The 22,696-nt window shown below is 64.8% G+C and carries 27 protein-coding genes; 16 read left to right on the plus strand and 11 right to left on the minus strand.

Annotated features, from left to right (window positions below; genetic code table 11):
* The first annotated feature begins 7 nt into the window (after positions 1 to 7).
* The 9 genes from RRF64_RS15005 (at position 8) to fliR (ending at position 7,512) form a co-directional block, all read left to right on the plus strand.
* Positions 8 to 1,117: a flagellar hook-length control protein FliK gene (locus tag RRF64_RS15005; RefSeq protein ID WP_323846728.1), complete on the plus strand. Its 1,110-nt coding sequence runs from the start codon at positions 8 to 10 to the stop codon at positions 1,115 to 1,117.
* Positions 1,118 to 1,275: 158 nt separating this feature from the next.
* Positions 1,276 to 3,021: a methyl-accepting chemotaxis protein gene (locus RRF64_RS15010; protein ID WP_323846729.1), complete on the plus strand. Its 1,746-nt coding sequence runs from the start codon at positions 1,276 to 1,278 to the stop codon at positions 3,019 to 3,021.
* A 282-nt stretch (positions 3,022 to 3,303) separates the two neighbouring features.
* Positions 3,304 to 3,786 (plus strand): flagellar basal body-associated protein FliL, encoded by a 483-nt coding sequence (gene fliL, locus RRF64_RS15015; protein ID WP_323846730.1) that lies wholly within the window; start codon positions 3,304 to 3,306, stop codon positions 3,784 to 3,786.
* Positions 3,787 to 3,799: 13 nt separating this feature from the next.
* On the plus strand, positions 3,800 to 4,843 hold the full coding sequence (gene fliM / locus RRF64_RS15020; protein ID WP_323846731.1) for a flagellar motor switch protein FliM: 1,044 nt from the start codon (positions 3,800 to 3,802) through the stop codon (positions 4,841 to 4,843).
* Entirely contained in the window at positions 4,840 to 5,310 is a 471-nt protein-coding gene (fliN, locus tag RRF64_RS15025) for a flagellar motor switch protein FliN (RefSeq protein ID WP_323846732.1), read from the plus strand. The genes fliM and fliN overlap by 4 nt, the downstream gene beginning before the upstream one ends.
* Positions 5,307 to 5,696, plus strand: a complete 390-nt coding sequence (gene fliO, locus RRF64_RS15030) for a flagellar biosynthetic protein FliO (RefSeq protein WP_323846733.1) — start codon at positions 5,307 to 5,309, stop codon at positions 5,694 to 5,696. The genes fliN and fliO overlap by 4 nt, the downstream gene beginning before the upstream one ends.
* Positions 5,697 to 5,701: 5 nt before the next feature.
* The gene (fliP, locus tag RRF64_RS15035; protein WP_422732634.1) at positions 5,702 to 6,460 is read left to right on the plus strand and encodes a flagellar type III secretion system pore protein FliP; all 759 of its coding nucleotides are present in this window, start codon (positions 5,702 to 5,704) and stop codon (positions 6,458 to 6,460) included.
* The gene (gene fliQ, locus RRF64_RS15040; protein ID WP_323846734.1) at positions 6,457 to 6,726 is read left to right on the plus strand and encodes a flagellar biosynthesis protein FliQ; all 270 of its coding nucleotides are present in this window, start codon (positions 6,457 to 6,459) and stop codon (positions 6,724 to 6,726) included. Before fliP ends, fliQ begins: the two co-directional genes overlap by 4 nt.
* Positions 6,727 to 7,512, plus strand: coding sequence for a flagellar biosynthetic protein FliR (gene fliR / locus RRF64_RS15045; RefSeq protein WP_323846735.1), 786 nt, complete (start codon positions 6,727 to 6,729; stop codon positions 7,510 to 7,512). It begins immediately after the preceding gene.
* A 265-nt stretch (positions 7,513 to 7,777) separates the two neighbouring features.
* Here fliR and flgL read toward each other — a convergent pair whose 3' ends face one another.
* The 11 genes from flgL to flgB all read right to left on the minus strand — a co-directional run bounded on the left by flgL (position 7,778) and on the right by flgB (position 17,361).
* On the minus strand, positions 7,778 to 8,974 hold the full coding sequence (flgL, locus tag RRF64_RS15050) for a flagellar hook-associated protein FlgL (protein WP_323846736.1): 1,197 nt from the start codon (positions 8,972 to 8,974) through the stop codon (positions 7,778 to 7,780).
* A gap of 13 nt (positions 8,975 to 8,987) precedes the next feature.
* Positions 8,988 to 10,607 (minus strand): flagellar hook-associated protein FlgK, encoded by a 1,620-nt coding sequence (gene flgK / locus RRF64_RS15055; protein ID WP_323846737.1) that lies wholly within the window; start codon positions 10,605 to 10,607, stop codon positions 8,988 to 8,990.
* A gap of 77 nt (positions 10,608 to 10,684) precedes the next feature.
* Positions 10,685 to 11,029: a rod-binding protein gene (locus RRF64_RS15060; protein ID WP_323846970.1), complete on the minus strand. Its 345-nt coding sequence runs from the start codon at positions 11,027 to 11,029 to the stop codon at positions 10,685 to 10,687.
* Positions 11,029 to 12,132: a flagellar basal body P-ring protein FlgI gene (locus RRF64_RS15065; protein WP_323846738.1), complete on the minus strand. Its 1,104-nt coding sequence runs from the start codon at positions 12,130 to 12,132 to the stop codon at positions 11,029 to 11,031. The genes RRF64_RS15060 and RRF64_RS15065 overlap by 1 nt, the downstream gene beginning before the upstream one ends.
* A 24-nt stretch (positions 12,133 to 12,156) precedes the next feature.
* Positions 12,157 to 12,798: a flagellar basal body L-ring protein FlgH gene (locus tag RRF64_RS15070; RefSeq protein ID WP_323846739.1), complete on the minus strand. Its 642-nt coding sequence runs from the start codon at positions 12,796 to 12,798 to the stop codon at positions 12,157 to 12,159.
* A gap of 43 nt (positions 12,799 to 12,841) precedes the next feature.
* Entirely contained in the window at positions 12,842 to 13,624 is a 783-nt protein-coding gene (flgG, locus tag RRF64_RS15075; RefSeq protein WP_323846740.1) for a flagellar basal-body rod protein FlgG, read from the minus strand.
* A gap of 82 nt (positions 13,625 to 13,706) precedes the next feature.
* The gene (locus tag RRF64_RS15080) at positions 13,707 to 14,462 is read right to left on the minus strand and encodes a flagellar basal body rod protein FlgF (protein WP_323846741.1); all 756 of its coding nucleotides are present in this window, start codon (positions 14,460 to 14,462) and stop codon (positions 13,707 to 13,709) included.
* 150 nt (positions 14,463 to 14,612) lie between these two features.
* Positions 14,613 to 15,803 (minus strand): flagellar hook protein FlgE, encoded by a 1,191-nt coding sequence (gene flgE / locus RRF64_RS15085; protein ID WP_323846742.1) that lies wholly within the window; start codon positions 15,801 to 15,803, stop codon positions 14,613 to 14,615.
* Between the two features lie 38 nt (positions 15,804 to 15,841).
* On the minus strand, positions 15,842 to 16,522 hold the full coding sequence (flgD, locus tag RRF64_RS15090; RefSeq protein ID WP_323846743.1) for a flagellar hook assembly protein FlgD: 681 nt from the start codon (positions 16,520 to 16,522) through the stop codon (positions 15,842 to 15,844).
* Positions 16,522 to 16,917 carry a flagellar basal body rod protein FlgC gene (gene flgC, locus RRF64_RS15095; protein ID WP_479691300.1) on the minus strand — a complete coding sequence of 132 codons (396 nt, stop codon included), beginning with the start codon at positions 16,915 to 16,917 and terminating at the stop codon, positions 16,522 to 16,524. The genes flgD and flgC overlap by 1 nt, the downstream gene beginning before the upstream one ends.
* 33 nt (positions 16,918 to 16,950) lie before the next feature.
* The gene (flgB, locus tag RRF64_RS15100) at positions 16,951 to 17,361 is read right to left on the minus strand and encodes a flagellar basal body rod protein FlgB (RefSeq protein WP_323846745.1); all 411 of its coding nucleotides are present in this window, start codon (positions 17,359 to 17,361) and stop codon (positions 16,951 to 16,953) included.
* Positions 17,362 to 17,622: 261 nt separating this feature from the next.
* Here flgB and flgA point away from each other — a divergent pair, with 261 nt between their 5' ends.
* From flgA to traF, 7 genes are all read left to right on the plus strand, one after another.
* Positions 17,623 to 18,300, plus strand: coding sequence for a flagellar basal body P-ring formation chaperone FlgA (gene flgA, locus RRF64_RS15105; protein WP_323846746.1), 678 nt, complete (start codon positions 17,623 to 17,625; stop codon positions 18,298 to 18,300).
* A gap of 84 nt (positions 18,301 to 18,384) precedes the next feature.
* On the plus strand, positions 18,385 to 18,660 hold the full coding sequence (flgM, locus tag RRF64_RS15110; RefSeq protein ID WP_323846747.1) for a flagellar biosynthesis anti-sigma factor FlgM: 276 nt from the start codon (positions 18,385 to 18,387) through the stop codon (positions 18,658 to 18,660).
* 4 nt (positions 18,661 to 18,664) lie between these two features.
* Entirely contained in the window at positions 18,665 to 19,114 is a 450-nt protein-coding gene (locus tag RRF64_RS15115) for a flagella synthesis protein FlgN (protein WP_323846748.1), read from the plus strand.
* 68 nt (positions 19,115 to 19,182) lie between these two features.
* Positions 19,183 to 20,436 (plus strand): EAL and HDOD domain-containing protein, encoded by a 1,254-nt coding sequence (locus RRF64_RS15120; protein WP_323846749.1) that lies wholly within the window; start codon positions 19,183 to 19,185, stop codon positions 20,434 to 20,436.
* A gap of 152 nt (positions 20,437 to 20,588) precedes the next feature.
* Positions 20,589 to 20,840 carry a hypothetical protein gene (locus RRF64_RS15125; protein ID WP_323846750.1) on the plus strand — a complete coding sequence of 84 codons (252 nt, stop codon included), beginning with the start codon at positions 20,589 to 20,591 and terminating at the stop codon, positions 20,838 to 20,840.
* Positions 20,841 to 21,100: 260 nt separating this feature from the next.
* Positions 21,101 to 21,463: an energy transducer TonB gene (locus RRF64_RS15130; RefSeq protein ID WP_323846751.1), complete on the plus strand. Its 363-nt coding sequence runs from the start codon at positions 21,101 to 21,103 to the stop codon at positions 21,461 to 21,463.
* A gap of 17 nt (positions 21,464 to 21,480) precedes the next feature.
* Positions 21,481 to 22,632 carry a conjugal transfer protein TraF gene (gene traF / locus RRF64_RS15135; protein WP_323846752.1) on the plus strand — a complete coding sequence of 384 codons (1,152 nt, stop codon included), beginning with the start codon at positions 21,481 to 21,483 and terminating at the stop codon, positions 22,630 to 22,632.
* Positions 22,633 to 22,696 lie beyond the last annotated feature (64 nt).

The raw sequence follows: 22,696 nt of genomic DNA on the forward strand, positions 1-22,696 counted from the left end.
AAAGATGATGGATATCACCGCTCTGCTCGCCGGGCTGCCGCCCGGGACCGGCAATGGAGCTCGTGGCATAGGGGCCGCCTCGGCCGCCGAGGGCAAGTCCTTTGCCCTGGCGCTACAGGCCGCCGATGGCAAGAGCAAGGCGGCGACTACAGATCTGCTCGCCGAAATCCTTCCAGCCACGACAGGCGAAAAGTCTGCAGCGCCGGATAGTGCCCCCGACGAAATCGCCTCTGAAGACGGCGCAAGCGAGGGCGGGGCCGCGGAAGTGAATATTGCCTTTGCGCTCTCTCTCTCCGCCGCGCCCTCCCCGCAGAATTCGTTCGCGCCGGTGCCCGGCGAGGGCGCAGACGCTGCCTCATCGCGGGTACCTCTGCCCGCGGCAGTGCCTGTGGCGCGCAGCGAGCCCGAACTCAGCCTGCAGCGGGACCCAGCGGAGGCTGCGGCTCCCCGGATCCCAACGGCGCAGGCCGGCGCGGCCGCAGCCCAGGCAGCAATCCCTGTCACCTCCTCGTCCGGCGCCGAAAACCTGCTGCCGGAGCTGGCCCGCACCGAAGGTGCCGCTGTTCCGGTCAGCCCAGCGGCGGAGGCTGCATCGCCAGGTACGGCGTCCGCGACGGCGGCCGCGCCTGTTTCAACCCCGGGCTCCCTGCCCAGCCCCGCTGCGCCCCCGGCGCCTGCGGTATCCCCGAGCCTGCAAGCTCCGCTGGCCAGCCAGCCCTGGGGGCTGGAACTGGGTCAGCAGCTGGTAGGGCTGGCACAGCGCGGCGACGATCATGTGGAGCTGCAGCTGAACCCCCGCGAGCTGGGCCCGCTGTCAGTGAGCCTGACGGTGGACGACCAGGGGGCGCGAGCGCAGTTCTTCTCCACCCAGGCAGCGGTGCGCGGCGCCGTGGAACAGGCCATACCCCAGCTGCGCGACGCCCTGGCCCAGCAGGGCATTGCCCTGGGCGAGGCCACAGTGGGTGATCAACAGCAGCAGCAGCGGGCGCCGACTGCCCGGGACTTCGCCGGCGGCAACCCGCCTGCCGACGGCGAGTCGGCGCCGGACACAGCCACCACCGCCCGGATGACCGCAGCTTCCGCGGATCGTATTGGCGGCGTGGATCTATACGCTTAGGCACCGGCCTGACTGCGGGCGGCGCCGCCGCCCGGACAACCGAACACTTTCTTGCTGTGCGGTATTTTCCGCCGCCCGGGGTAAAGGCGTTCCGCCGGGTGCCGATAACAGCTGGAGCCGGCAACGGCCATTTTCAGCTGATTAGAAGGCACCAGCAAATGACCCCGAAAAACGCTATCAAACGCTTCAAATTTCATCTGCAAACCAAGGTGCTACTGCTGGCCCTGGTCCCGCTGTTTCTTGTCACCGCGACCCTGACAACCCTGACCGCCGTGACGCGCACCCAGGAAATGCAGCAGTCCCTGGACGCACAGCGCCAGCTGCTGATCGAAAACAGGTTAAAAGGCCTCGAGAACCTGATTACCGCCGCGGCCACGGCCATCAACGACATGATCGCCAAAAAGAAGCTCAGCGCGGGGGAAGCCCAGCGGCGGGCGCAGGAGATGCTGCGCGCCATGCGCTTCGAGGGCGACAACTACATCTTCGTTTACGACTTCGACCATATAGGCGTGGTCACACCGAACAACCCCGCCTCGGAGGGCGAGGACGCCAGCGATTTGCAGAGCGCCGACGGCGTCCACGTGATCAGGGAAGTCGTCAAGGTGGCCCAGCGGGGCGGCGGCCAGTTCCAGTACCGCTGGAGTAACCTGAACACCGGTGAAGTCGAGCAGAAATACTCCTTTGTCGCCGCCATCCCGGAGTGGCGCTGGGCCGTCGGCGCCGGCGTCTATATGACCGCAATCAACAATGCGATGACGGCCGTCGAGGAAACGGCGCAACGCGACCTGCGCGATGCGATCATCGCCGCCGTGGCCACCGGCACCCTCAGCTTCGCACTAGTGGCCTGCATCGCTGTGTGGCTGGTGCGCCGCACTGTGCGCCCCATCCGCGATACCGCCCGCGCCATGGAGGATATCGCCAAGGGCGAGGGCGACCTCACCCGCCGCCTGGAAATAGTGAGCGGCGATGAAGTGGGCGAACTGGCCACCCAATTCAACGCCTTTGTCACGCGCATGCAGGAAACCATGCGACAGGTCCGCGCCAGCACCCGCTCGGTGCATATGGCCGCCAGCAATATAGCCCGGGGCAGCGAGGAGCTGGCCACCCGCACCGAGCAGGCCGCCGCCAGCCTGCAGGAGACCTCCGCCTCGATGGAGGAGATCACTGCCACCGTCAACAACACCAGTGATGCGGCCCAGCAGGCCACCGAACTCGCCGGCAACACCGCCAGCGTGGCCCGCAGCGGCGAGCAGGCCATGAGCCAGGTGGAACGCACCATGGCGGACATCAGCAGTTCGTCGGGCAAGATCGGCGAGATCATCGGCCTTATCGACGGCATCGCCTTCCAGACCAATATACTGGCCCTCAACGCCTCGGTGGAGGCCGCTCGCGCCGGTGATCACGGCCGCGGCTTTGCGGTGGTGGCCCAGGAGGTCCGCACCCTTGCGAGCCGCTCCGCGGACGCTGCCCGCGATATCCGCAAGTTGATTGACACCTCGGTAAAACACACCCAGCAGGGCAGCGAGATGGTGCGCCAGGCGGGCAGCACCATGCAGGAGATAGTCACCAGCGTCACCCGGGTTGCCGACGTCATCGAGGAAATCAGCAGCGGTGCCCGGGAACAGAGCGGCGGCATAGGCCAGATCAATACCGCCGTAACCGAGCTGGACTCCGTTACCCAGCAAAACGCCACCATGGTACAGCAGACCTCCACCGCCGCCGGCCAGATGCGCGTCCACGCGGACAGACTCAAACAGCTGGTCAGCTCGTTTATCCTCGGCGACGACGAGGAGGTGGAGAAAAATGTCACCCAGCTGGAAACGCACAGCAACAGCAAGCAGTCCGCATCACCCGCACCGGCAAAAGTCCGCGAAGTAGAAGTGCAGGAGTGGGCGGCTTTTTAAGATCTCGACCCTGCCCTGCGTTTTTTAAGGCAGTAACTGGCCAGGTAGCAGGGACTTCGCATTGGCTTTAGGGTCTTTTAAAACCGTTTGCCGCAAACGGTTTTTGGGGCAGGGGCTGCCGCGATGCGAGGTCCTGCCCGCCGACACCGTCTCCGAAGCACCCGACACCTAAACGCCGAGATAAGCCCAATACGGCGCCCTTTTCTTCGAATTCCCCCGCCGGCACCGCCGGCATACTCCCTCGCCATCCATTAATGAAATTCCGGTAAAAGGCGCAAGTGAATGGCAGAGACATCTAGCAAACCGCGCAGCCTGGTGTGGCTGGCGGCAGTGGCGGTCGCCCTGATCGCCGCCCTGGTGGCGATGAATATGTATCTGCTGCTCAGGGGAATCGACGGCCGGCGCGACACCGCGGCCGAAGCGCAGCTGCGGGAGCCAGAGCGGCCCGCCAACCCTATCTTCGTCAAGATAGATCCTTTCACCGTCAACCTGCAGGGCGACCTCTACGGCCGCCTGTTGTACGTGGGCCTGTCGCTGCAAGTGGGCGATGAGGAAACCCAGGAATTTCTCCTCAAACACATGCCCCAGGTGCGCAGCCGTCTGCTGATACTGCACTCGGCCCAGAGCCCCGAAAAACTGACCACCTCCGAGGGCAAGCGCGAGCTGGCCTCCGGCATTCTCGCCGCGCTGGCGGAACCCATGGCCAAACCGCAGCCAGAGCTGCGGATAGACGACGTTCTCTTTACCGAGTTCATCGTGCAATAAAGGAAGGCGAACCATGGCCCAGGACGACCAGCTCTCCCAGGAAGAAATCGACGCCTTGCTGCACGGTCCCGGCGACGGCGCCGACACCGGCGCCGCCAATTCGCCTCCGCAGTTGCGGCTCTACAACCCCGCCACCCAACAGCGGGTGATCCGCGAGCGGCTGCACAGCATGGACATCATCAACGAACGGTTCGCGCGGCATTTTCGCGTCAGCCTGTTCAACCTGATCCGCCGCAGCGCCGATATCACTGTGGAGTCGGTGCGCTACCAGAGTTTCAAGGATTTCGCCCGCAACCTGCCGGTACCCACCAACCTGAACCTGATCTCCATGAGGCCCCTGCGCGGCACCGGCCTTATGGTGTTCCCGCCGAGCGTGGTGTTCATGGTGGTGGACAGCCTGTTCGGCGGCGACGGACGTTTTGTTACCCGCTCGGAGGGACGCGAGTTCACCAATACCGAGCAGCGGGTCATCCAGCGCATATTGCGCCTGGCCATTAGCGCCTACCAGGACTCCTGGCAGTCGGTGTACAAGCTGGACATCAGCTACCTGCGCTCCGAGCTGCAGGCGCGCTTCGCCAATATCACCAATTCGCCCAACGAGATCATCGTCAACACCACCTTCTACCTGGAAGTGGGCAACCTGTCTGATCACTTCCAGATCTGCATGCCCTACTCGATGATTGAGCCGCTGCGCGACCTGCTCACCAACCCGGTGGCGGACGGCCGCAACGCCGGCGACAACACCTGGAACCGGCGCATGGCCGGCGAGATTCGCCAGTCCGAGGTGGAGCTGGTGGCAGAGTTCGCCAGCCTGCCAAGTCGCATCGGCGCGGTGATGGACTTAAAACGCGGCGACGTCCTGCCTCTGGACCTGCCCGGCACGGTCACCGCGCGGGTGGACGGCGTGCCAGTGCTGGAATGCGAGTTCGGCAGCCGCAACGGCCAGCGCGCCCTGCGCGTGTCTAGGATGATAGAGCGCAGCAGCGGGCGCACGGTGCTCGGCGCAGGCAATTTTATCGAGGGGGCAATGCCCAAGAGTGAGGAGAGCGAGCAGTGAGCGACGCCGAAAATACCGAAGAGAACAACGATGGCGAAAGCTGGGCGGCGGCCATGGCCGAACAGCTGAGCGACGCCGACCCCTGGGCAGAGGCCCTGGCGGAGCAGGAGTCCGCCCAAGGTGCGGAGACCGCCAACGCGGGCGCCCGCAGCGCCGGCGAGCAGGTCTTCAAGCCGCTGGAACAGGGCGGCAGCAACGCCGCCGCCCGCGACTTGGAAATGGTGATGGACATACCGGTAAAACTCAGCGTGGAGCTGGGGCGCACGCGCATCACCATCAAGCAGCTGCTGGAGCTGGCCCAGGGCTCGGTGATCGAGCTGGACGGCCTGGCCGGCGAGCCGATGGACATACTGATTAACGGCTACCTGATCGCCCAGGGCGAAGTGGTAGTGGTGGACGACAAATACGGTATCCGCATTACCGAGATCGTCACTCCCCAGGAACGCGTGCAGAAGCTCAACCGATGAACCCGACGGGCGCCAACGCCACAGAGGCCCTTCCGGGCATGGCCATGCTGGGCAAGACGGCCCTGGTGCTGATGGCGCTGGTGGGGCTGATTCTGCTGTGTGGCTGGCTGCTCAGGCGCCTGGGTCCCGGCCAGGGCGCCGCCAGCCCCGTCCTGAAGGTGATCGCCAGTCGCGCCGTGGGCCCGCGGGAGCGGGTGGTGGTGTTGGAAATCGAAGGTACCTGGCTGCTGCTCGGTGTCGGCGGCGGCAGGGTCAGCAAGCTGCACCTGCTGCCGGCGCCACCGGCCTCCGCAGGGACAACCGCGGAAAACGGCGAGGACAGCTTCGCCGGCCGTTTCGCCCGCGCCCTGGGGCAGAACCTCAGCGGCCGGGGGGACAGTCTTTGAAGCCGTTGCTGAAACTATCTCGCCCGGCGGCGCTATTTGCTCTGACCACAGTGGGCCTTCTGCTCGCCGACGGCGCCTGGGCCCAGACGGGCCTGCCCGGCATTGTCAGCCAGCCCACCGCGGACGGCGGCCAGCAGTGGTCCATCAAGCTGCAGACGTTACTGCTGCTCACCAGCCTGGCCTTTATTCCGGCGGTGCTGCTCATGATGACCTGCTTCACCCGCATCATCATCGTGCTGAGCCTGCTGCGCACCGCCATGGGCACCCAGGCCACGCCACCCAACCAGGTGCTGCTGGGCCTGACCCTGTTTTTGACCTTCTTTGTGATGTCGCCGGTGCTGGAGGAAATCTATGAGGGCGCCTGGCAGCCGCTGGCGGCGGCGGAGATCAGCTTCGAACAGGCGCTGGAGCGCGGCAGCCAGCCGCTGCGGCAGTTCATGCTGGCACAGACCCGCGAGCCGGACATAGCCCTGTTCGCGCGCCTGGCGGGGGTGGGTCCGATGCAAGGCCCGGAGGATACGCCCCTGCGGGTGCTGCTGCCGGCCTTCGTCACCAGCGAGCTGAAGACCGCCTTCCAGATCGGCTTCACGATATTCATTCCCTTTCTGATCATCGACCTGGTGGTGGCCAGTGTGCTGATGGCGCTGGGCATGATGATGGTGCCGCCGGCCACCATCTCACTGCCCTTCAAGCTGATGTTGTTCGTGCTGGTGGACGGCTGGCAGCTGATCGTCGGGTCACTGGCGCAGAGCTTTTTCACATGAGTCCGGAAACCGTGATGAACATCGCCTACAGGGCTATGATGGTGGCTCTCTTCATGGGCGCGCCCATGCTGGTCACCGCCCTGCTGGTGGGCCTGCTGGTGAGCCTCTTCCAAGCGGCCACCCAGATCAACGAGATGACCCTGTCGTTTATCCCCAAGATATTGGCAGTGTTCGCGGTACTGGTGATCGCCGGCCCCTGGCTGCTGGCGCTGATCACCGACTATACCCGCGCCCTGTTCCTGAACATCCCCTTCCTGGTCTCCTGAATGGTCGAAGTCAGCTACGCCCAGCTGCACGCCTGGCTGCTGGCGTTCCTATGGCCCTTTATGCGCCTCTCGGCCTTTTTTTTGGCAGCGCCGCTGCTCGGTCACTCCGCGGTGCCAGCGCGGGTCAAGATAGGGCTGGCGGCGCTGCTCAGCGTCGCGGTGGCGCCGGGCCTGCCGCCGCTGCCACAGGCACCGGTGTGGTCCTGGGCGGGGCTCGGCATCATCGTGGAGCAGACCCTGATAGGCACGGCCATGGGCCTGGCGCTGCGGTTGATGGTCAGCGCGGTACAGGCGGCGGGGGAATATATCGGTCTGCAAATGGGCCTGGCCTTCGCCACCTTCGTGAGCCCGGACGGCGCCAACACGGTGGTGCTGTCGCGCATATTCAATATGATCACCCTGATGATGTTCCTGGCGGTGAACGGCCACCTGATCGTCATCGACACCCTGGCCGCCAGCTTCCGCACCCTGCCCATCGGCTACTCCGGCCTCAATCCCGCCGGCCTGGAGCTGCTGGTGCGCTACGGCGGTACCATTTTCGCTGCCGGCCTGCTGCTGGCCCTGCCGGTGGTGGCGGCGCTGCTGATCGTCAACCTGTCGCTGGGTATCCTCAACCGCTCGGCGCCGCAGCTGACCGTCTTCTCGGTGGGTTTTCCCACCTCCCTGACCCTGGGGCTGTTTCTGCTGACAGTGCTGATGACCGACCTCGGCCGTTTCCTGCAACAGCTGTTCGGCAGCGGTCTGCTATTCCTGCAGCAGCTGGTGGAGGCGCTGGCACCGCTGTAATTGAGGTGATGGGGAATATCGCAGGCTCCTCTCTTTCGTCATTCCGGCGCAAGCCGGACAGCGAAGGAAGGGAAGCCGAAGCCAGCACGCGCAAAGCGCTTGGCCCGGAAGGCGGGGTGCAGGAGCACCCCTGATCCAAGAGCTACTGGACTGGATACCGGCCTGCGCCGGTATGACGAGTCGTTAAGTGCCCGATTCGAATCAGAGTACTTTCGAATCAGAGTACTTACTGGCACTCCGCAGGTGAGGTTGTGCAGCGAATGGGTCAGAGGCGGTCGAACAGGGTCATGCCTTTGATATCGACAAAGGCCTTCTGCGCCGCCTTAAGGCCCACCTGCCGCAGGCTGTACTCGGCGATGGCCTCCACATAATCCAGGTCCACCAGGTCCGACAGCGTCTGCTTGTAGTTGAGCGTCTGGTTGCCGGCCACCGAGTCCACCACGTCCAGCTCGTTCAGTCGCGCCCCGACGGAGGCGCGGGTGGTCAACACATTGTCGAGGCTGTTGTCGAACTCGCGCATGGCGGTGCTCAGCGTATTTTTGCGCGCGGCCTTCTCGGTGTCGGTGCCGGCGGGCTGCTCCAGTACCGCCAGGGCCTTCTCGAAAGTCCTGAACAGGTCGGTGTTCATATTCTGTGCCCTGTCCATGGCAATGCGGTCGCCGTCGGCGGGGCTGCCCTCCAGCGTCAGGGACAGGCCGCCGAAGTGGATCGCCCGGCCCTCTTCGTAGGGCTGCGCCGGGCCGCCGTTGACGGAATAGGTGGCGACGCCGCCAGCTACCGAGAAGGTGATTCCGAAGGCGCCGCCGTAACCGGGGTCGCTCTCGTCCACCACCTGCGGCCCCTTGAAGGTGACGCTGCCGCCATTGGCGGCATCCGCCTCGGCGACATAGCCGGCGCCGGCGGTTACGCTCTGGAACACCGCGATGCCGTTGTCCGCCACCGGCATCAGGCGGGAGGCGTCGATGCGCACTGCACGGCTGTTGTTGTCGCCGACATAACTGACGCTGCCATCGGCGGCGCGCACGAAGGGTTCGCTGCCATCCCGGTAACCGCCGAACAGGTAGCTGCCGTTGCCGTCGGTGGCGTTGGCCTGGCCTATGACCGTCTCGTAGATGCCGCGCAGTTCGCTGGCTAAAGAGGTGCGGTCGGCATCGCTCAGGGTATCGCTGGCGGCCTGGACCATCAGGGTCTTGGCGCTGGCAATGGCGTCGCTCACGCCATTGAGTATGCTCTCTTCCTGGGACAAGGCGTTGCGGCCGCCGACGCGGGCGTCGGCATACTGCCCGATAACCGCCAGTGCCTGGGACACCTGCACCGCCCGGGACGCGGCCTGGGGGTCGTCGGAGGGATTGACCACCCGGCGGCCGGAGGCGATCTGCTGGCCCACCTTGAGGAAGTCCCGCTCCTGGCGGTTCATGGAGCCCATGCTCTGTTCGTAGATGCTGACCGTGCTGATACGCATTGCAATTTTCTCCTCAACGCAGACCCAGTATCGCGTCCATCACGGTCGAAGCCGTCTGGATCACTTTGGCGTTTGCCTGGTAGTACTGTTGGAAGCGGATCAGGTTACCGGCCTCCTCGTCCAGGTTGACGCCGGACTCCGACTGTTGCAGCGCGCGCAGCTGTTCGCTGAGCCCCTGCTGGGCATCCAGGTTCACCTGGACAATATTCGTGCGGCTGCCCACGTCACTGACGATGGACGCGTAGGCGCCGGCGAGGGTGGCGCTGCCGCCAACCAGCTTGGCGTCCTGCAGCTTCTGTAGTGCCAGGGCATTCTCGTTGTCACCGCTGCCACCACCGGCACCGGCGGCGATTTCCGCACCGTCGCGAATCAGGTTTTCCACGCCGCCAGCGACGTCGCGGGTGGGCTGCAGTTGGAAGCGATCGCCGTCCACCAGGCCGGCAGCGCCGCCGATGGTGACCAGCACGCCGCCGAAGCTCAGCTGGTCGTTGCCGTCCAAGGTAACGGTAAAGGTCTCGCCGCTGTCCAGGCGGGTGATCTCGAATTCACCGGTCGCGGCGTCGGTTACCTTCAGCTCGAAGTCGCTGGCGGTAAGCTGGTCAATATCGTCGAAGGCCGCACTGATGGTGGCATTACCGGCGTTGCCGGCGTTGCTGAAGGCGCGCGGCTGGCCCATGGCGAAGAGGTCGCCGCCCGGGTTGCCGTTCAGGTCCACGCCGGCGCGGTGCTGCTGATTCATGCCCATGACCAGCGACACGGCCAGCTGGCCGAGCTCGTTCTGCGTCTTGTCCAGGGTTTCGCGGCGGAAACTGAGCAGGCCGCCCAGGGCGCCGCCAGAAATGGTGTCTTCGTCCAGCTCCACCAGGTTGCCGGCGGAATCCCGGTAGCCCACCAGGGTGCGGCTCGGATCTGCGGAGGAATCCATCGCCTCCAGACCGAAGCTGCGGGAGCCGGCAACGATCGGCTGGCCGTTGCCGATCGACAGGTTGTAGGTGCCGCTCTCCTGCACTGTCAGTTGCACGTCGATGCGCTCGCTGAGATCCGCCACCATCTGGTCGCGCTGATTCAGCAGACTGTTCGGCGCCTCGCCGTGCTTGGCCTTGGCCAGCGCAATCTCGCGATTGAGGCGCGCAATCTGCTCGGCGGTGTTGTTGATCTGGGTGATCTCGCCGGTGATCTGGCCGTCGACTCCCTTCCGCATGTCCTGCAGATAGTCGTTGAAGGAACGGATCTGGGCACTCAGTGTATCCGCCGCGCCAATCACCCCCTGGCGCGCAGCCGGGTCGGAGGGGGCGTCCACCAAGTCCCCGATGGCGGAGAAGAAACCCTGCATCAGCGGCGCCAGTCCCGCCTCGCGGTCGGCGAGCAGGTTATCGATCTGCGAGACCCGCACCTGGTAGCTGGCGAGGGCGCTGGTCTTGCTGTTGGCGGCATTGAGCTGGTCGGCCACGAAGTGGTCAAACTGGCGCTGTATATCGTTCACCTGTACGCCCCGGCCGGCGTTGCGCTCGCCGAGCAGCACGAGTTCCCGGTTGTACCCCGGGGTATAGACGTTGCTGATGTTGTTGCTGGTCGTGTTGAGCGCGTTCTGCGCGGCATTGAGGCCGCTGAGGCCGATCGAAAAAATACTCATGCTTGCCTTTCCGTAAGCCAATGCCCGTACTATCGGCCGGGAGAGAGCCTTACTTGAGCCCCGGCCGGACTTTTTAATCAGTCACCCGTGTCGTGACCTGCAGCGCGTGGCGCTCGGGCAGGTCCCGCCGCCGATAGCTGGCTGACCAGCTGCTCCGCCAGGCCCAGCCCCCGCCCGGACATGTGCTGGGACAGCTGCTGGTCGTGCAGGGATTCGTAAAAGCGTATATCGGAATTGTCGAGGAGACCGGCGCGGGGCGTGGCCTCGCGCATGCTCTTCATCAGCTGTTGCAGGAACAGCGCCTCGAACTGCTCTGCGGCGGCGCGCAGGTTTTTCTGCGGGTCCGCGGCGGCCCCATTCTTGAGCCGCTCCAGGCCCTGCATATCCAGGGCGAAATTTCCGCTCATGGTCGTCCTGTCCATCACAGTATCTCCAGTTCCGCACGCAGTGAGCCAGCCGCCTTGAGAGCCTCGAGGATGGACATCAGGTCCTGGGGCGTGGCGCCGAGGGCGTTGAGGGCGTCCACCACTTCCATCAGATCGGCCCCCTCTACGAATTGCAGCGCGCCCATCTGCTGGCGCACGGTAATATCGCTGTCCGGCACCACCACCGTCCGCCCGTCGCCGAAGGGCGCCGGCTGGCTGACGCCGAATTGGGTGTCTATCACCACTGACAGGTTGCCATGCGCCACGGCAGCGGGGCCGAGGGTGACGCGGCCGTTCAACACCACCGAACCGCTGCGGGCGTTGAGCACCACCCGCGCCGGGGGCTCCACCGGGGTCACCCGGACGCTCTCCACCCGGGCCATAAAGTCGACTCGATCGTTGTGACCCGCGGGGCCGTGCAGGCGAATGACACCGGCGTCCAGGGCCTCGGCCACCGGGAGGCCGAACTCAGCGTTGATGGCGAGCACCACGCGCCGCGCGGTGCCAAAGTCCGCCTCGCGCAGATGCAGTTCCAGCGACCCACCGCCGGCGCCCAACTCCAGGGGAACCTGCCGCTCCACCAGGGCGCCGCCGGGGATGCGGCCGCCGGCCTGCTGGTTGATCTGCACACTGGAGCCGCCGGCCTCGGCGCCGGCGCCGCCCACCAGCAGGTTACCTTGGCCGACGGCGTAAGTGAGGCCGTCCATGCCCTTCAACGGCGTCATCAGCAGGGTGCCGCCGCGCAGGCTGCGGGCGTTGCCGATGGAGGACACCACCACGTCGATACGCTGGCCTGGCCGCGCGAAGGGCGGCAGCTCGGCGGTTACCATCACCCCGGCGACATTGCGCAGCTGCATGTTGGTGCCCTGGGGAATGGTGATCCCCAGTTGCGAGAACATGTTCGTGAGACTCTGCGTGGTGAATGGGGTCTGCATCGTCTGGTCGCCGCTGCCGTCCAGGCCCACGACCAGTCCGTAGCCCACCAGCAGGTTGTCGCGCACGCCGGCGAAGTCCGCCAACTCGCGCAGCGGCTCGGCGCGCGCAGTGGCGCCGAGCAGAGCCAGCAGCAACAGTGTCCAGTAGGGAATAGGAATTCTCATCTTCGATGACCGTCGGAAGGGGGCTCAGAAAGGGGAAAGGTTCAGGAACAGGCGCTGCAGCCAGCCCATATGCTGGGCCTCATCGATATAGCCGTCGCCGACGTACTCGATCCGCGCCTCGGCCACCTGGGTGGAGCGCACCGTGTTGGCGCCGGAGATCTCGCGCGGATCGATGATGCCGGAGAAGCGGATGTACTCTGTCCCCTGATTGATCAGTATCTGCTTCTCGCCGCGCACCCTCAGATTGCTGTTGGGCAGCACCTCCAACACCGTCACTGTCATGGTGCCGGTAAAGGTGTTCCTCGCGCTGGCGCCGCCACCCCCCTCAAAGTCATTGCTGCCCTCTATGTCAAAGCCGTAGTCCATCAGGCTCTCGAGACCGTCCGGCACCACGGTGGCGGTCAGGGAGGCAGCGCCGCTGCGGTTGGCATTGCTGTCCGAACGCTTGGAAGCGCTTACCTGCTCGTTGAACACAATCGTCAGCAGATCGCCGGCCATGCGCGGGCGGCGGTCCTCGAACAGCGGCCGGTAGCCGCGTTCTGGCTGGTAGATGGCGCCGTCGGCCCGCGCCGGTGGCGGCAGGGGTATGGATACCCATTCCTCCTGACTCACCACCGAGGAGCGCGGCAACTGTGCACAGCCGGCCACCAGCAGGAGCAGGGCCACTGCCAGGGGTTTTCCCAATGCGAAAAACATGACCCCGGCCCGATTACAGCTGTGCCAGGCGCGAAAGCATCTCGTCAGATGCCTGCACCGCCTTGCTGTTGATCTCGTAGGCACGCTGGGTCTGGATCATGCTGACCATCTCCTCCACCACGTTGACGTTGGAGGTCTCCACATAAGACTGATAGAGGCTACCGGCGCCGTTCATACCCGGCATGCTCTCGATGCGCATGCCGGACGCGGCGGTCTCCAGGTAGAGGTTCTCGCCGATGCTCTGCAGGCCCGCCGGGTTGACGAAGGTGGACAGGGTGATCTGGCCCACCTCCACGCTCTGGCTGGAGCCGGGCTCGGTGACCGACACCAGGCCGTCCTTGCCGATGGTCACCGACAGGGCATTTTCCGGAATGATCACCGCCGGCTCCAGGGGGTAGCCGCTGGAGGTCACCATCTGGCCGTTCTGATCCGGTTGGAAGCTGCCGTCGCGGGTGTAGGCAGCACTGCCGTCCGGCAGGCGCACCTGGAAGAAGCCCTTGCCGTTGATGGCCAGATCGCGGGAGTTGCCGGTTTTCTCCAGGCCGCCGTTGGTGTGCAGCCGCTCGGTGGCCACCGGGCGCACGCCACTGCCCACCTGCATGCCCGAGGGCAGGGTATTCTGCATATCGTTCTGCGCGCCCGGCTGGCGCAAGTTCTGGTACAGCAAATCCTCGAACACGGCGCGGGATTTCTTGAAGCCGTTGGTGCTGACGTTGGCCAGGTTGTTGGCGATCACGTCCATCTTCACCTGCTGTGACTCGAGGCCCGTCTTGGCCGTCCACAGTGATTTGATCATTGTTTTTCCCCTTGGGGCCAATCGGCCCTGAGTTGTGCGGACACAGTTTTGCAGCTGCCGCGCTGCGAGACCGATGGAAGCCCTAATCTGTCGACAAAAGATTGTCCGCCCTGCGGGCGTTTTCGTCGGCGCTCTCGATCACCTTGATCTGCATCTCGTAGCGCCGCGCGTTGTCAATCATCGCCACCATGGATTCCACGGTGTTGACGTTGCTGCCCTCCAGGGCGCCACTGATCAGGCGTGCGTTTTCGGCCCGGGGCAGCGGGTTGATATTGCCCTCGACGTCCAGCGGCGCGCGGAAGAGGCCGTCCTCGCCGCGCTGCAGTCGGATCTCGCCCGGATCCACCAGTTTCAGGCGGCCCACCTGCACCAATGCCTCCGGGTCCTCGCCCGCGCCTATGGCGCCGAGGGTCCCGTCGGCGCCCATGGACAGGGACGCGCCCAGGGGCACCACAATGGGTCCGCCCTCGCCAATCACCGGGCGGCCGGCGCTTGTGAGCATGCCATTGGCGTCCACCTGCAGGTCGCCGCGACGGGTGTAGGCTTCGCTGCCGTCGGCCGCCTGCACTGCCAGCCAGGCATCGCCCTGCAGGGCCACGTCCAGGTCGCGCCCGGTGGCGTTCATTGGCCCGACGCTGAAATCCGCCCCCGGCGTCGAAGCCATCACCGAGGTGCGCGTGGGCAGCAGGCCGTCGCCCCGCACCGGCACCGCGCGCAGCGCCTGCAGCTGGGCACGGAAGCCGGCGGTAGAAGCATTGGCCAGATTGTTACTGACCACCGCCTGCTGCTCCATGCTCTGCCGGGCGCCGCTCATGGCGGTGTAGAGAATGCGATCCAAAGTTCAGCTCCCTTTCCTTTCAATGCCTATTCAAATCTTCAGTTCCAGCGGCAGGTCGGGGACGCGGACCTGCGGGCATCCACATTGCGAGGCCCCATCGCCGGTGACCCATTCAAAGCTCCCGCACGACGAGCCCTTCACCCCCAGTCCTTAGCGCAGGTTCACGGCACTCTGCAGCACCTCGTCCTGCACTTTGATGGTCTGGGTGTTGGCCTGGTAGTTGCGCTGGGCCACGATCAGGTCCACCAGTTCCCGGGTCAGGTCCACGTTGGACACCTCCACTGCACCCGACACCAGGGAACCGAACTGGCCGGTGCCCGCCAGGCCCAGCAGCGGCTGGCCGGAGCGGCCGGATTCCACCCAGACGTTGTCGCCCGCCGGAATCAGGCCCTCCGGATTGCGGAAGTTGGCCAGGGCCACCGTGCCCAGCACCTGGCTCTGCTCGTTGGCGTAGTTGCCGATAATGTTGCCTTGCTCATCGAAGCTGATGCCCACCAGGGCACCGGCGGCGTAGCCGTCCTGATTCAGGGAATCCAGCGCGAAGTCGTTACCGCGCTGGGTGCTGTCATCGAAGTCGACGGTGAAGTTCATCGGGGCGGCGCCGCCGCCCGGTACGAAGCTGTAGGTGGGGAAGGTGCTGGCCGCCCCGTCCAGGTTGCCGTTGGTATCGAAGACCAGCTGGCCCACGTTGACGGCGTCCTCAACCCCATCGACGGCCACACGCACCTCCCAGGTGTTGTCGGCGGTCTTGGTAAAGTAGGTGGTCATGGTGTGCTGCACGCCCAGGGAATCGTAGGCGGTACCTGTGTTGGCGTAGGAGTAGCTGTCGGCGTCGGCAGGGTCAAAGGGGGTCACCGCGCGGTCAATGGCGCCGACAGTCGCGTCCAGATTGAAGGTAGCCTCGACGGCAGTGGTGGCGTTGGCACCCATGGCGCCGGCGGGCACCTGCAGCACCTCAGGCTGGCCTCCGGTGCCGACGCCGGCAGGGAAGCCGGTCAGGCGCGCGCCCTGGGCATTCTGCAGAAAACCCTCCTTGGTCAGGGTCAGCTGGCCGTTGCGGGAATACATCACCTCGCCGCCCTGGCTGAAGCGGAAGAAACCGCTACCGTTGATACCCAGGTCCCGGCTGCGGCCGGTGGACTCCAGGGTGCCGTTGGAGAAGTCCTGCAGTACCCCCGCCACCCGGGTGCCCTGGCCGGCCAGGGCGCCGGTGTAGACGTCGGCGAACTGCACATCGGAACCCTTGAAGCCGACGGTCTGTGAGTTGGCGATATTGTTGCCTACCACATCCAGGTTAATCGCGGCGGCTTTGAGGCCGCTGAGTGCCTGTGAAAATCCCATTGCTCACTCCTTTAAATGCTTTTCAGAGAAAATGCTTGTCAGAGAATCTGGCGTATGTCGCTCAGGTCGACAGGTTCGGAAACACCGCCCAGGTCCAGCAGCGGCGCGCCCTGCTCGTTCAGGCTGACGCCCTTGACCAAGGCATAATTGAGCAGGACGCTGTCCTGCGGCTCGCCGTTTGCGAGCGCCTCCACGGAAACCGTGTAGGCGCCCTCCGGCGCGGTTGTGCCGTCATCCATGGTGCCGTCCCAGGTGAAGGGCTCAACGCCGGCGTCCAGCGCGAAAGGTTCAAAGCTGCGCACCACTTCGCCGCTGCCGTCGCGGATGGTGATGCGCACCTCGTCGGCCGCCTCCTGCAGTTCTATACCGAAGGGGGTTGTGACCCCCTCCTCCCCCACCAGGATCCTATCGCCGGGCACCAGAACCCCCTTGCCGATCAGGCCCGTGGCCTGCAGTAGCTGGCTGGCGTCCAGCTGGCCGGTGATGCCCTCCAGAGTGTCGTTCAGGCTCTGGATACCGCTGACGGTGTTGATCTGCGCCAGCTGGGAGGTCATCTCCGCGTTCTCCATCGGATTCATCGGATCCTGATTTCTGAGCTGGGCCACCAGCAGGGTCATAAAACTGTCCTGCAGGTCGAGGGCGCCGCTGCGGCCCGAAGCGCCGGCGGTGGCATTCACGGCGTCGCGCACCCCGCTGTCGATCACGTTGGCAGCAGCCATCAGCGTTCTCCCAGGGTCAGCGTCTTTATCATCAGCTGCTTGCCGGTGTTCATAACCTCCACATTGGCCTGGTAGGAACGGGACGCGGAGATCATGTTGACCATCTCGTCGACCGGCTCCACATTGGGCATCTGCACGTAGCCCTCGGCATCCGCCAGCGGGTGTTCCGGTCGGTACTCGCGGCGCAGCGGCGACGGATCCTCCACCACCCGGCTCACCGCCACGCCGCCGATACCGTCGCGCCCGAGGGCTTCGAATACCAGCTGTTTGGCCCGATAGGCCTGGCCGTCGGGGCCCGCCACGCTGTCAGCGTTGGCCAGGTTGCTGGCGGTCACGTTCATGCGCTGGGCCTGGGCGGTCATGGCCGAGCCTGAGATCTCAAAAATCGAAAACATGGACACGGGACTCTCCTGTTCTTTTTATTCCGCTTACTCCGGCTGCATCGCCGACTTGAGACCCTGGATGCGGCCGTTGAGAATGGTCAGCGCCGCTTGGTAGCGCACCGTATTGTCCGCAAAGCGACTGCGCTCCACGTCCATGTTCACGGTGTTGCCGTCCAGGCTCGGCTGGTCGGGCACCCGGTAGAGCAGGTCCAATGAACCTGCCCCTGAGCCGCCGGCGGCCAAATGCCGCGACGAGGTGGTGCTTAGCGCCAGCCCGCCCTCCGCACCGCCTTTTTTAACGGCGCGGGCCAGCTCGCGGGAAAAGTCGAAGTCGCGGGCCTTGTAATTGGGCGTGTCCGCGTTGGCGATATTGCCGGCCAGCACTTCTTGGCGTTCGTGGCGCAGGTTGAGCGCCTCCCGATCGAAGTTCAGGGTGGCGGCGAGTCGGTCGATCATGCCGGAATTCCCGTAGTCCTACTTGGTCAGGATGGAGGCTACAGCGGTCGGCGCGACGCCAAAGGGACAAACAGGTCCAGGTTTTGGCCCTAATTCCGCTCTTCGCCCCTCGGCACGCCACTTAGAATCCCCAGCAAAGGGCAGGGCCCGTTCACACTAGATTCGACAGCCGCGTTTTGGGACTCAACCCGAGGGGACGGAGCCATCGAATGTAGCGTGAACCGTCCCTAGCTGGATTTCCGGCAAACGGCGACCGTATCGATGAAGACACTCCGCAAGCCACTGGTGGCCCTGCTGCTGGCCGCACCCGCCCTCTCTGCCATCGCGGCAGCAGACCCGGCGGCCGAGGCCGTGCGCAAATTTCTCCACCAGCGCAGCCTGGGCCTGGGCGGCGAAGTACAGATTGAAGTGCACCCGACTGCCGCACAAATGCCGCGATGCGAACAGCCGAGACCTTTCCTTCCCGGCAGCGGGCAGAAACTCCGCGGGCGGCTCACCGTGGGCGTGCGTTGCGGCAAAGAGGACCGGGTACGCTACCTGCAGGCGCGGGTGTCGATGATCGGCAACTACTGGGTGAGCGCCCGCCCCATAGCGGCCGGTACCCCGGTAGATGAAAACATGCTGCGCCGGGCCCGTGGCGACCTGGGCGCCCTGCCCCGGGGCGCGGTGCTGGAGCGCGAACAGATACTCGGCCAGGTGACCATCCGTCCCCTGGGCGCCGGCACGGTGCTGCAGGAACACCTGCTGCGGCCGCTCCCCCTGGTGCGATTGCGCCAAGCGGTGACCCTGGAGGCCCGCGGCCGTGGCTTTCGCATTGCCAGGGAGGGCGTGGCCCTGGAGAACGGGGCCCTGGGCGAACGTGTGCGGGTGCGGCTGCCGGACAGGAGTTTGGTATCGGCAGTGGTGAGCGGCACAGGGCGGGCGCAGGTCCACTTCTGAATTTGTGACCCGATTCACGGGTGGCAATTAAAGAAGCGTTTAAGTGCGCCGATATAGCCACTGAAGAATGACGGAGAACTCCCTTTGAAGATCGACAACATTACCCAGCTGGCGCCGGCGAAGGCGCTGCCCGAAGGCAAGCGCGGCGACGAAGCGACCGCCGCGACCAAGGGCGGGGCCGCCGATACCTCCGCCAACGTCAGCCGGCTGCGTCAATCGGGCACCGACACCAGCCAGGACATCGACTCCGTCCGGGTGGAGGAACTGCGCCGGGCGATTGCCGAGGGTCGCCTGGAAATACGCGTCGACAAGATCGCTGATGGGCTGATAGACAGCCTGCGCGAACGGCTGGAACCGTAATCCAATGGCACTGGCAGGCCCCCTGAAAAAACAGATGGCGCGACTGCAGCAGTTGCGGGAACTACTGCTGGAAGAGCGCTATTTACTGCTGAAAGGCAGGGTGGACGGCACCCAACTGTCGCAGCTGGCCGAGCAAAAGCGCCAGCAGTTGGCGGAACTGGAAGAGTTCGAACAGCAGCGCCGCCAGGCGTTGCGTCGCCTGGGTTACAGCGACAATCGCGCGGGCGACGAGCGCGCCGCGGCTGATGCCGGCTGCCTGCCCCTGTGGCGCGACCTCCGCGAGTGCGCCGGCGCGACGGCGGAACTCAATCGCGGCAACGGCGCCCTGATCGACATCCGTGTGGAACACAACCGGCGCCTGCTGGACTTCCTGCAGGACGCGGCGGGCAGAGACCTCTACGGCCCCGACGGTCGCGCCCATGGCCGCGCCGGACGCCTCAGCTCACGAGCATAACGCCGGCTCCCGCCCCGCGTCCGTCCCCATTTATTCTTTACTTCTGCTCAATTGGAGAGTCGACAAGCGTGACACGAATACCAGACGCCATCGAGGACGACCTGCTCGACGTGATCCTGGCCTGCCGGCCGGTGTACTCCCGCGGCCAGGAGGTGGCCGCCTTTGAGCTGCTCCTGCAGGGCGAGGAGCCGTCCCAGAGGGCAACCCTGTCGGATATAGAAGCCAGCAGCCAGGTCATCCTCGGCACCTATACCCAGCTTTTCCAGGCCGGGCGGGTACGGAGGGTCCCCAGCTTCCTCAAGGTAACCGACGAGGTGATCATGGCGCCCGAGCTCCCGGACCTCCCCAAGGATCACTACATCCTGGAAATACCGGAGGGGATGCTGCTCACCTCCGACCGGGTGGAGCGCCTGAGTCACCTCGCCCAGCGCGGCTACCGCCTGGCCCTGGCCGACTACGACCCGGACGACGCCGAACTGGATGTACTGCTGGACGTGGTGCACATCGTCAAGGTGGACACCCGCCTCCAGGACGACGGGGTGCTGCGCCGTGCGGCGGACAAGTCGCGCGACTACGGCGTGGAGATGCTCGCAGACAACCTCGACAGCAGGGAGCGTTTCCTGCGCTGCGTGGAGCTGGGTTTCGACTACTACCAGGGTGACTTTCTCAGTGCCCCGTCACCCGTCAAGGGCAAGAAAATCACCGGCAACAAGATACTACTGCTGCAGCTCCTGTCGGAACTGCACAGCCCGGAGGCCTCCCCGCTGCGCCTGGAGGCCATCGCCCTCAAGGATGCCAATCTCACCTACCGGATACTGAAGGTGGTGAATTCCGCCGCCGTGGGCCTGCGCCGGGAAGTGAACTCCCTGTCCCACGCCATAGGATTGATGGGCCTGGAGGAAATCAAGCGCTGGGCGAACCTCTTCCTGGTGGCGGGCGAGAGCGACAAACCGGAGGCCCTGACCCGCAGCATGCTGGTGCGCGGGCGCATGTGCGAGGTGCTGGCGGAAATCGCCGGGCGCGACAACACCATCAACCACTTTATCGTCGGCCTGCTATCACAGCTGGATGCCCTGATGGACATCGCCATGCCGGAGCTGATGAAGCAGGTACCCCTCAACAAAGAGGTCAAGAGTGCCCTGCTCGAGCGCAGCGGCAGCCTGGGTGAAATCCTCGGCGAAGTGGAGCGCTATGAGCAGGGCCGCTTTGACGAGCTGGAAATACTGCAGGACACCCGCTATTACGAGGCGGCCTACCGCCACGCCACCGCCTGGGCCCGGCAGGTGCAACAGGCCATGAATTCCGGGAACGAAGCCCGCTAAGCTACTAAAAGATCTAATAATGTTCAGTGGGAATAAAAGCGGCCCGGTGCGCCTTCCCGCATGCCTTTTGGCCGCTCCGATGGCGAACCTGGCTCCCCAATTCGCCGCGGCCCAGGCCGATAACGGGGGAACTATAACTGCGTATTGAGGAGTTGCAGGCGCAGGTCGCGCATCTGGCGGGACAGACCTGGCCCACTTTCTTCAATGTGGGTGCACTGCCGCAGAGCGTGGATTCTATCGGCCCGGCGGGCACCATCTTCGAGCGCCAATCGCCAGCTGCCGGAATGACTCTGGGCGGCGAATATATTCTCGCCAGTAAAGATCTGGAGAATGTGCAGCTTTCCCTTGCGGACGACGAAGGCGAGCTCCGGCGCCTGCAGTTTTCCGCAAGATACGCTTTCTGAGTATTTGCCGCTCCATCACAAGCTGGAGCCCACTTGCGGGTCCGGCTCGCGGCGGCGAGAACTCCGCCCCCTCCAAAGGGCCCCGATCGGCACCCTGCAACCCAACCATAAAAGATTGCCCGCTAAAGCCCGTTTAAATTCCGCCGATAGTAAAAATTGGCAGGTTGGTTCAACCAGCCGGCGCGCCGCAGCAGGGATGCAAGAACTTCAAACCTCCGGAAATCTGTCGTCCGGAAAAACATTCACCGGGGAACCAAACCATGAAACTCTTCAATTTCCTTCTCGCCCTGGCGCTGTCCACCGCAGCGCTGAACGCCGGCGCTGCCAGCGACTCCCTCGATCGCTACATGTCCGATTTGAAGCGCCACACCGCGAAGTACATCGACTACCCAAGGCGCGCACAGGAGCGCAAATGGGAGGGGGTGGTGCAGCTGCGCGTCACTATCGATGCCAAAGGCCAGGTGCAGGATATCCAGGTGCTGGAGGAATCCCGCTATTCCAGCCTCAACCGGGAAGCCCTGCGCAGTATCGAACGCGCCAATCCCTATCCCGCAATTCCTGCGGAGCTGGGCCTGCAGACCTACGAGTTCATCATGCCCATCAACTTCAGCCTGTCCGGCTGATCCGCTGTGAGGAAACCATGAAAAAACGACTGGCCACACTTTCTTCGGCGCTGGTTTTCGCGTCGGGCACTGCCGCTGCCGAGGTGTTCAGCGGCCGCGCCAGCGCCATGGGTGGCGCCGGCATCGCCGGCGGTGACTACACCATCGGCGCCATCCTCAACCCCGCCAATGCCACCCATTTTCGCGACGGCGACGACTTCGGCAGTTTCCTGAACATCGGCGCCATCGCCGACGAGCGCGAAGACTTCCTCGACGTCGGCGACGAGTTGCAGGAGCGCCTCAACCAACTCGACGGCGCCCTGGTCACTGCAGATGACGTACGGGAAATCTCCACCCTGCTCACCGAGCTGTCCGAAGGAAGTCTCGGCGGTGAGTTCGGCGCACAGTTCAGCATAGCGATACCGAATGAGCTTGCCAGCGCGGTGCTCTATTCGCGGCAGAATGTGCTGGTTTCCGCCACTTTCGACTACAGCGACGAGGACCGCGAGTACCTGGACAACCTGCAGCTGGAGCCTTTCCTGGAAAACCGGCTGACCTCCACCGCCACCGCCCGCGGCTATGCGGTCCGCGAAGTGGGCCTGGCCCTGGCGCGTACCATTCCCACCGGAAATCCGGAATGGCAACTGTCCCTGGGCGCCACGCCCAGGCACCTGCAAGTCGAGACCATCGAGTACACTGCCACCGCGAGCGACTACGATGTCGACGACTTCGATGCAGACACCTACACGACCGAGGACAGCGGCTACAACCTGGACCTGGGTGTCGCACTGGCCTGGCGCAACGCCCGCTTCGGCCTCTCAGCGCGCAACCTGGTGGAGCGGGACTACGAAACCGTGGGCGGCAACTTTGTCTCCGCCGACACACTGGTGAGCGCAGGTGCCGGCTACAACGGCGAGACCCTGACCGCCCTGGTCGACCTGGATCTCACCGCCAGCGAACTCCCCGGTGGCGGTGAGACACGCTTCGCGCGCGCGGGTATTGAGTTGGATGTCGCGGACTGGGTGCAGCTGCGCCTGGGCTACCGCCACGACCTGGAAGGTACGGTCGACGCCACCGCGAGCGCCGGACTCGGTTTCTCGCCCTTCGACGTGCTGCACCTGCATCTCGCGGCAATCAAATCTTCCAACGATACCCTTGGCGCCGCGGTGGAGTTCGGTCTGGATCTGTAATCAGAGCCTGATGTGAGACTGCTTGCAGACGAATGGATCGGAGCAACGTCCCCTTCCCTTGCAA

The organism is Microbulbifer magnicolonia (genome assembly GCF_035117725.1).
Classification (GTDB): Bacteria; Pseudomonadota; Gammaproteobacteria; order Pseudomonadales; family Cellvibrionaceae; genus Microbulbifer; species Microbulbifer magnicolonia.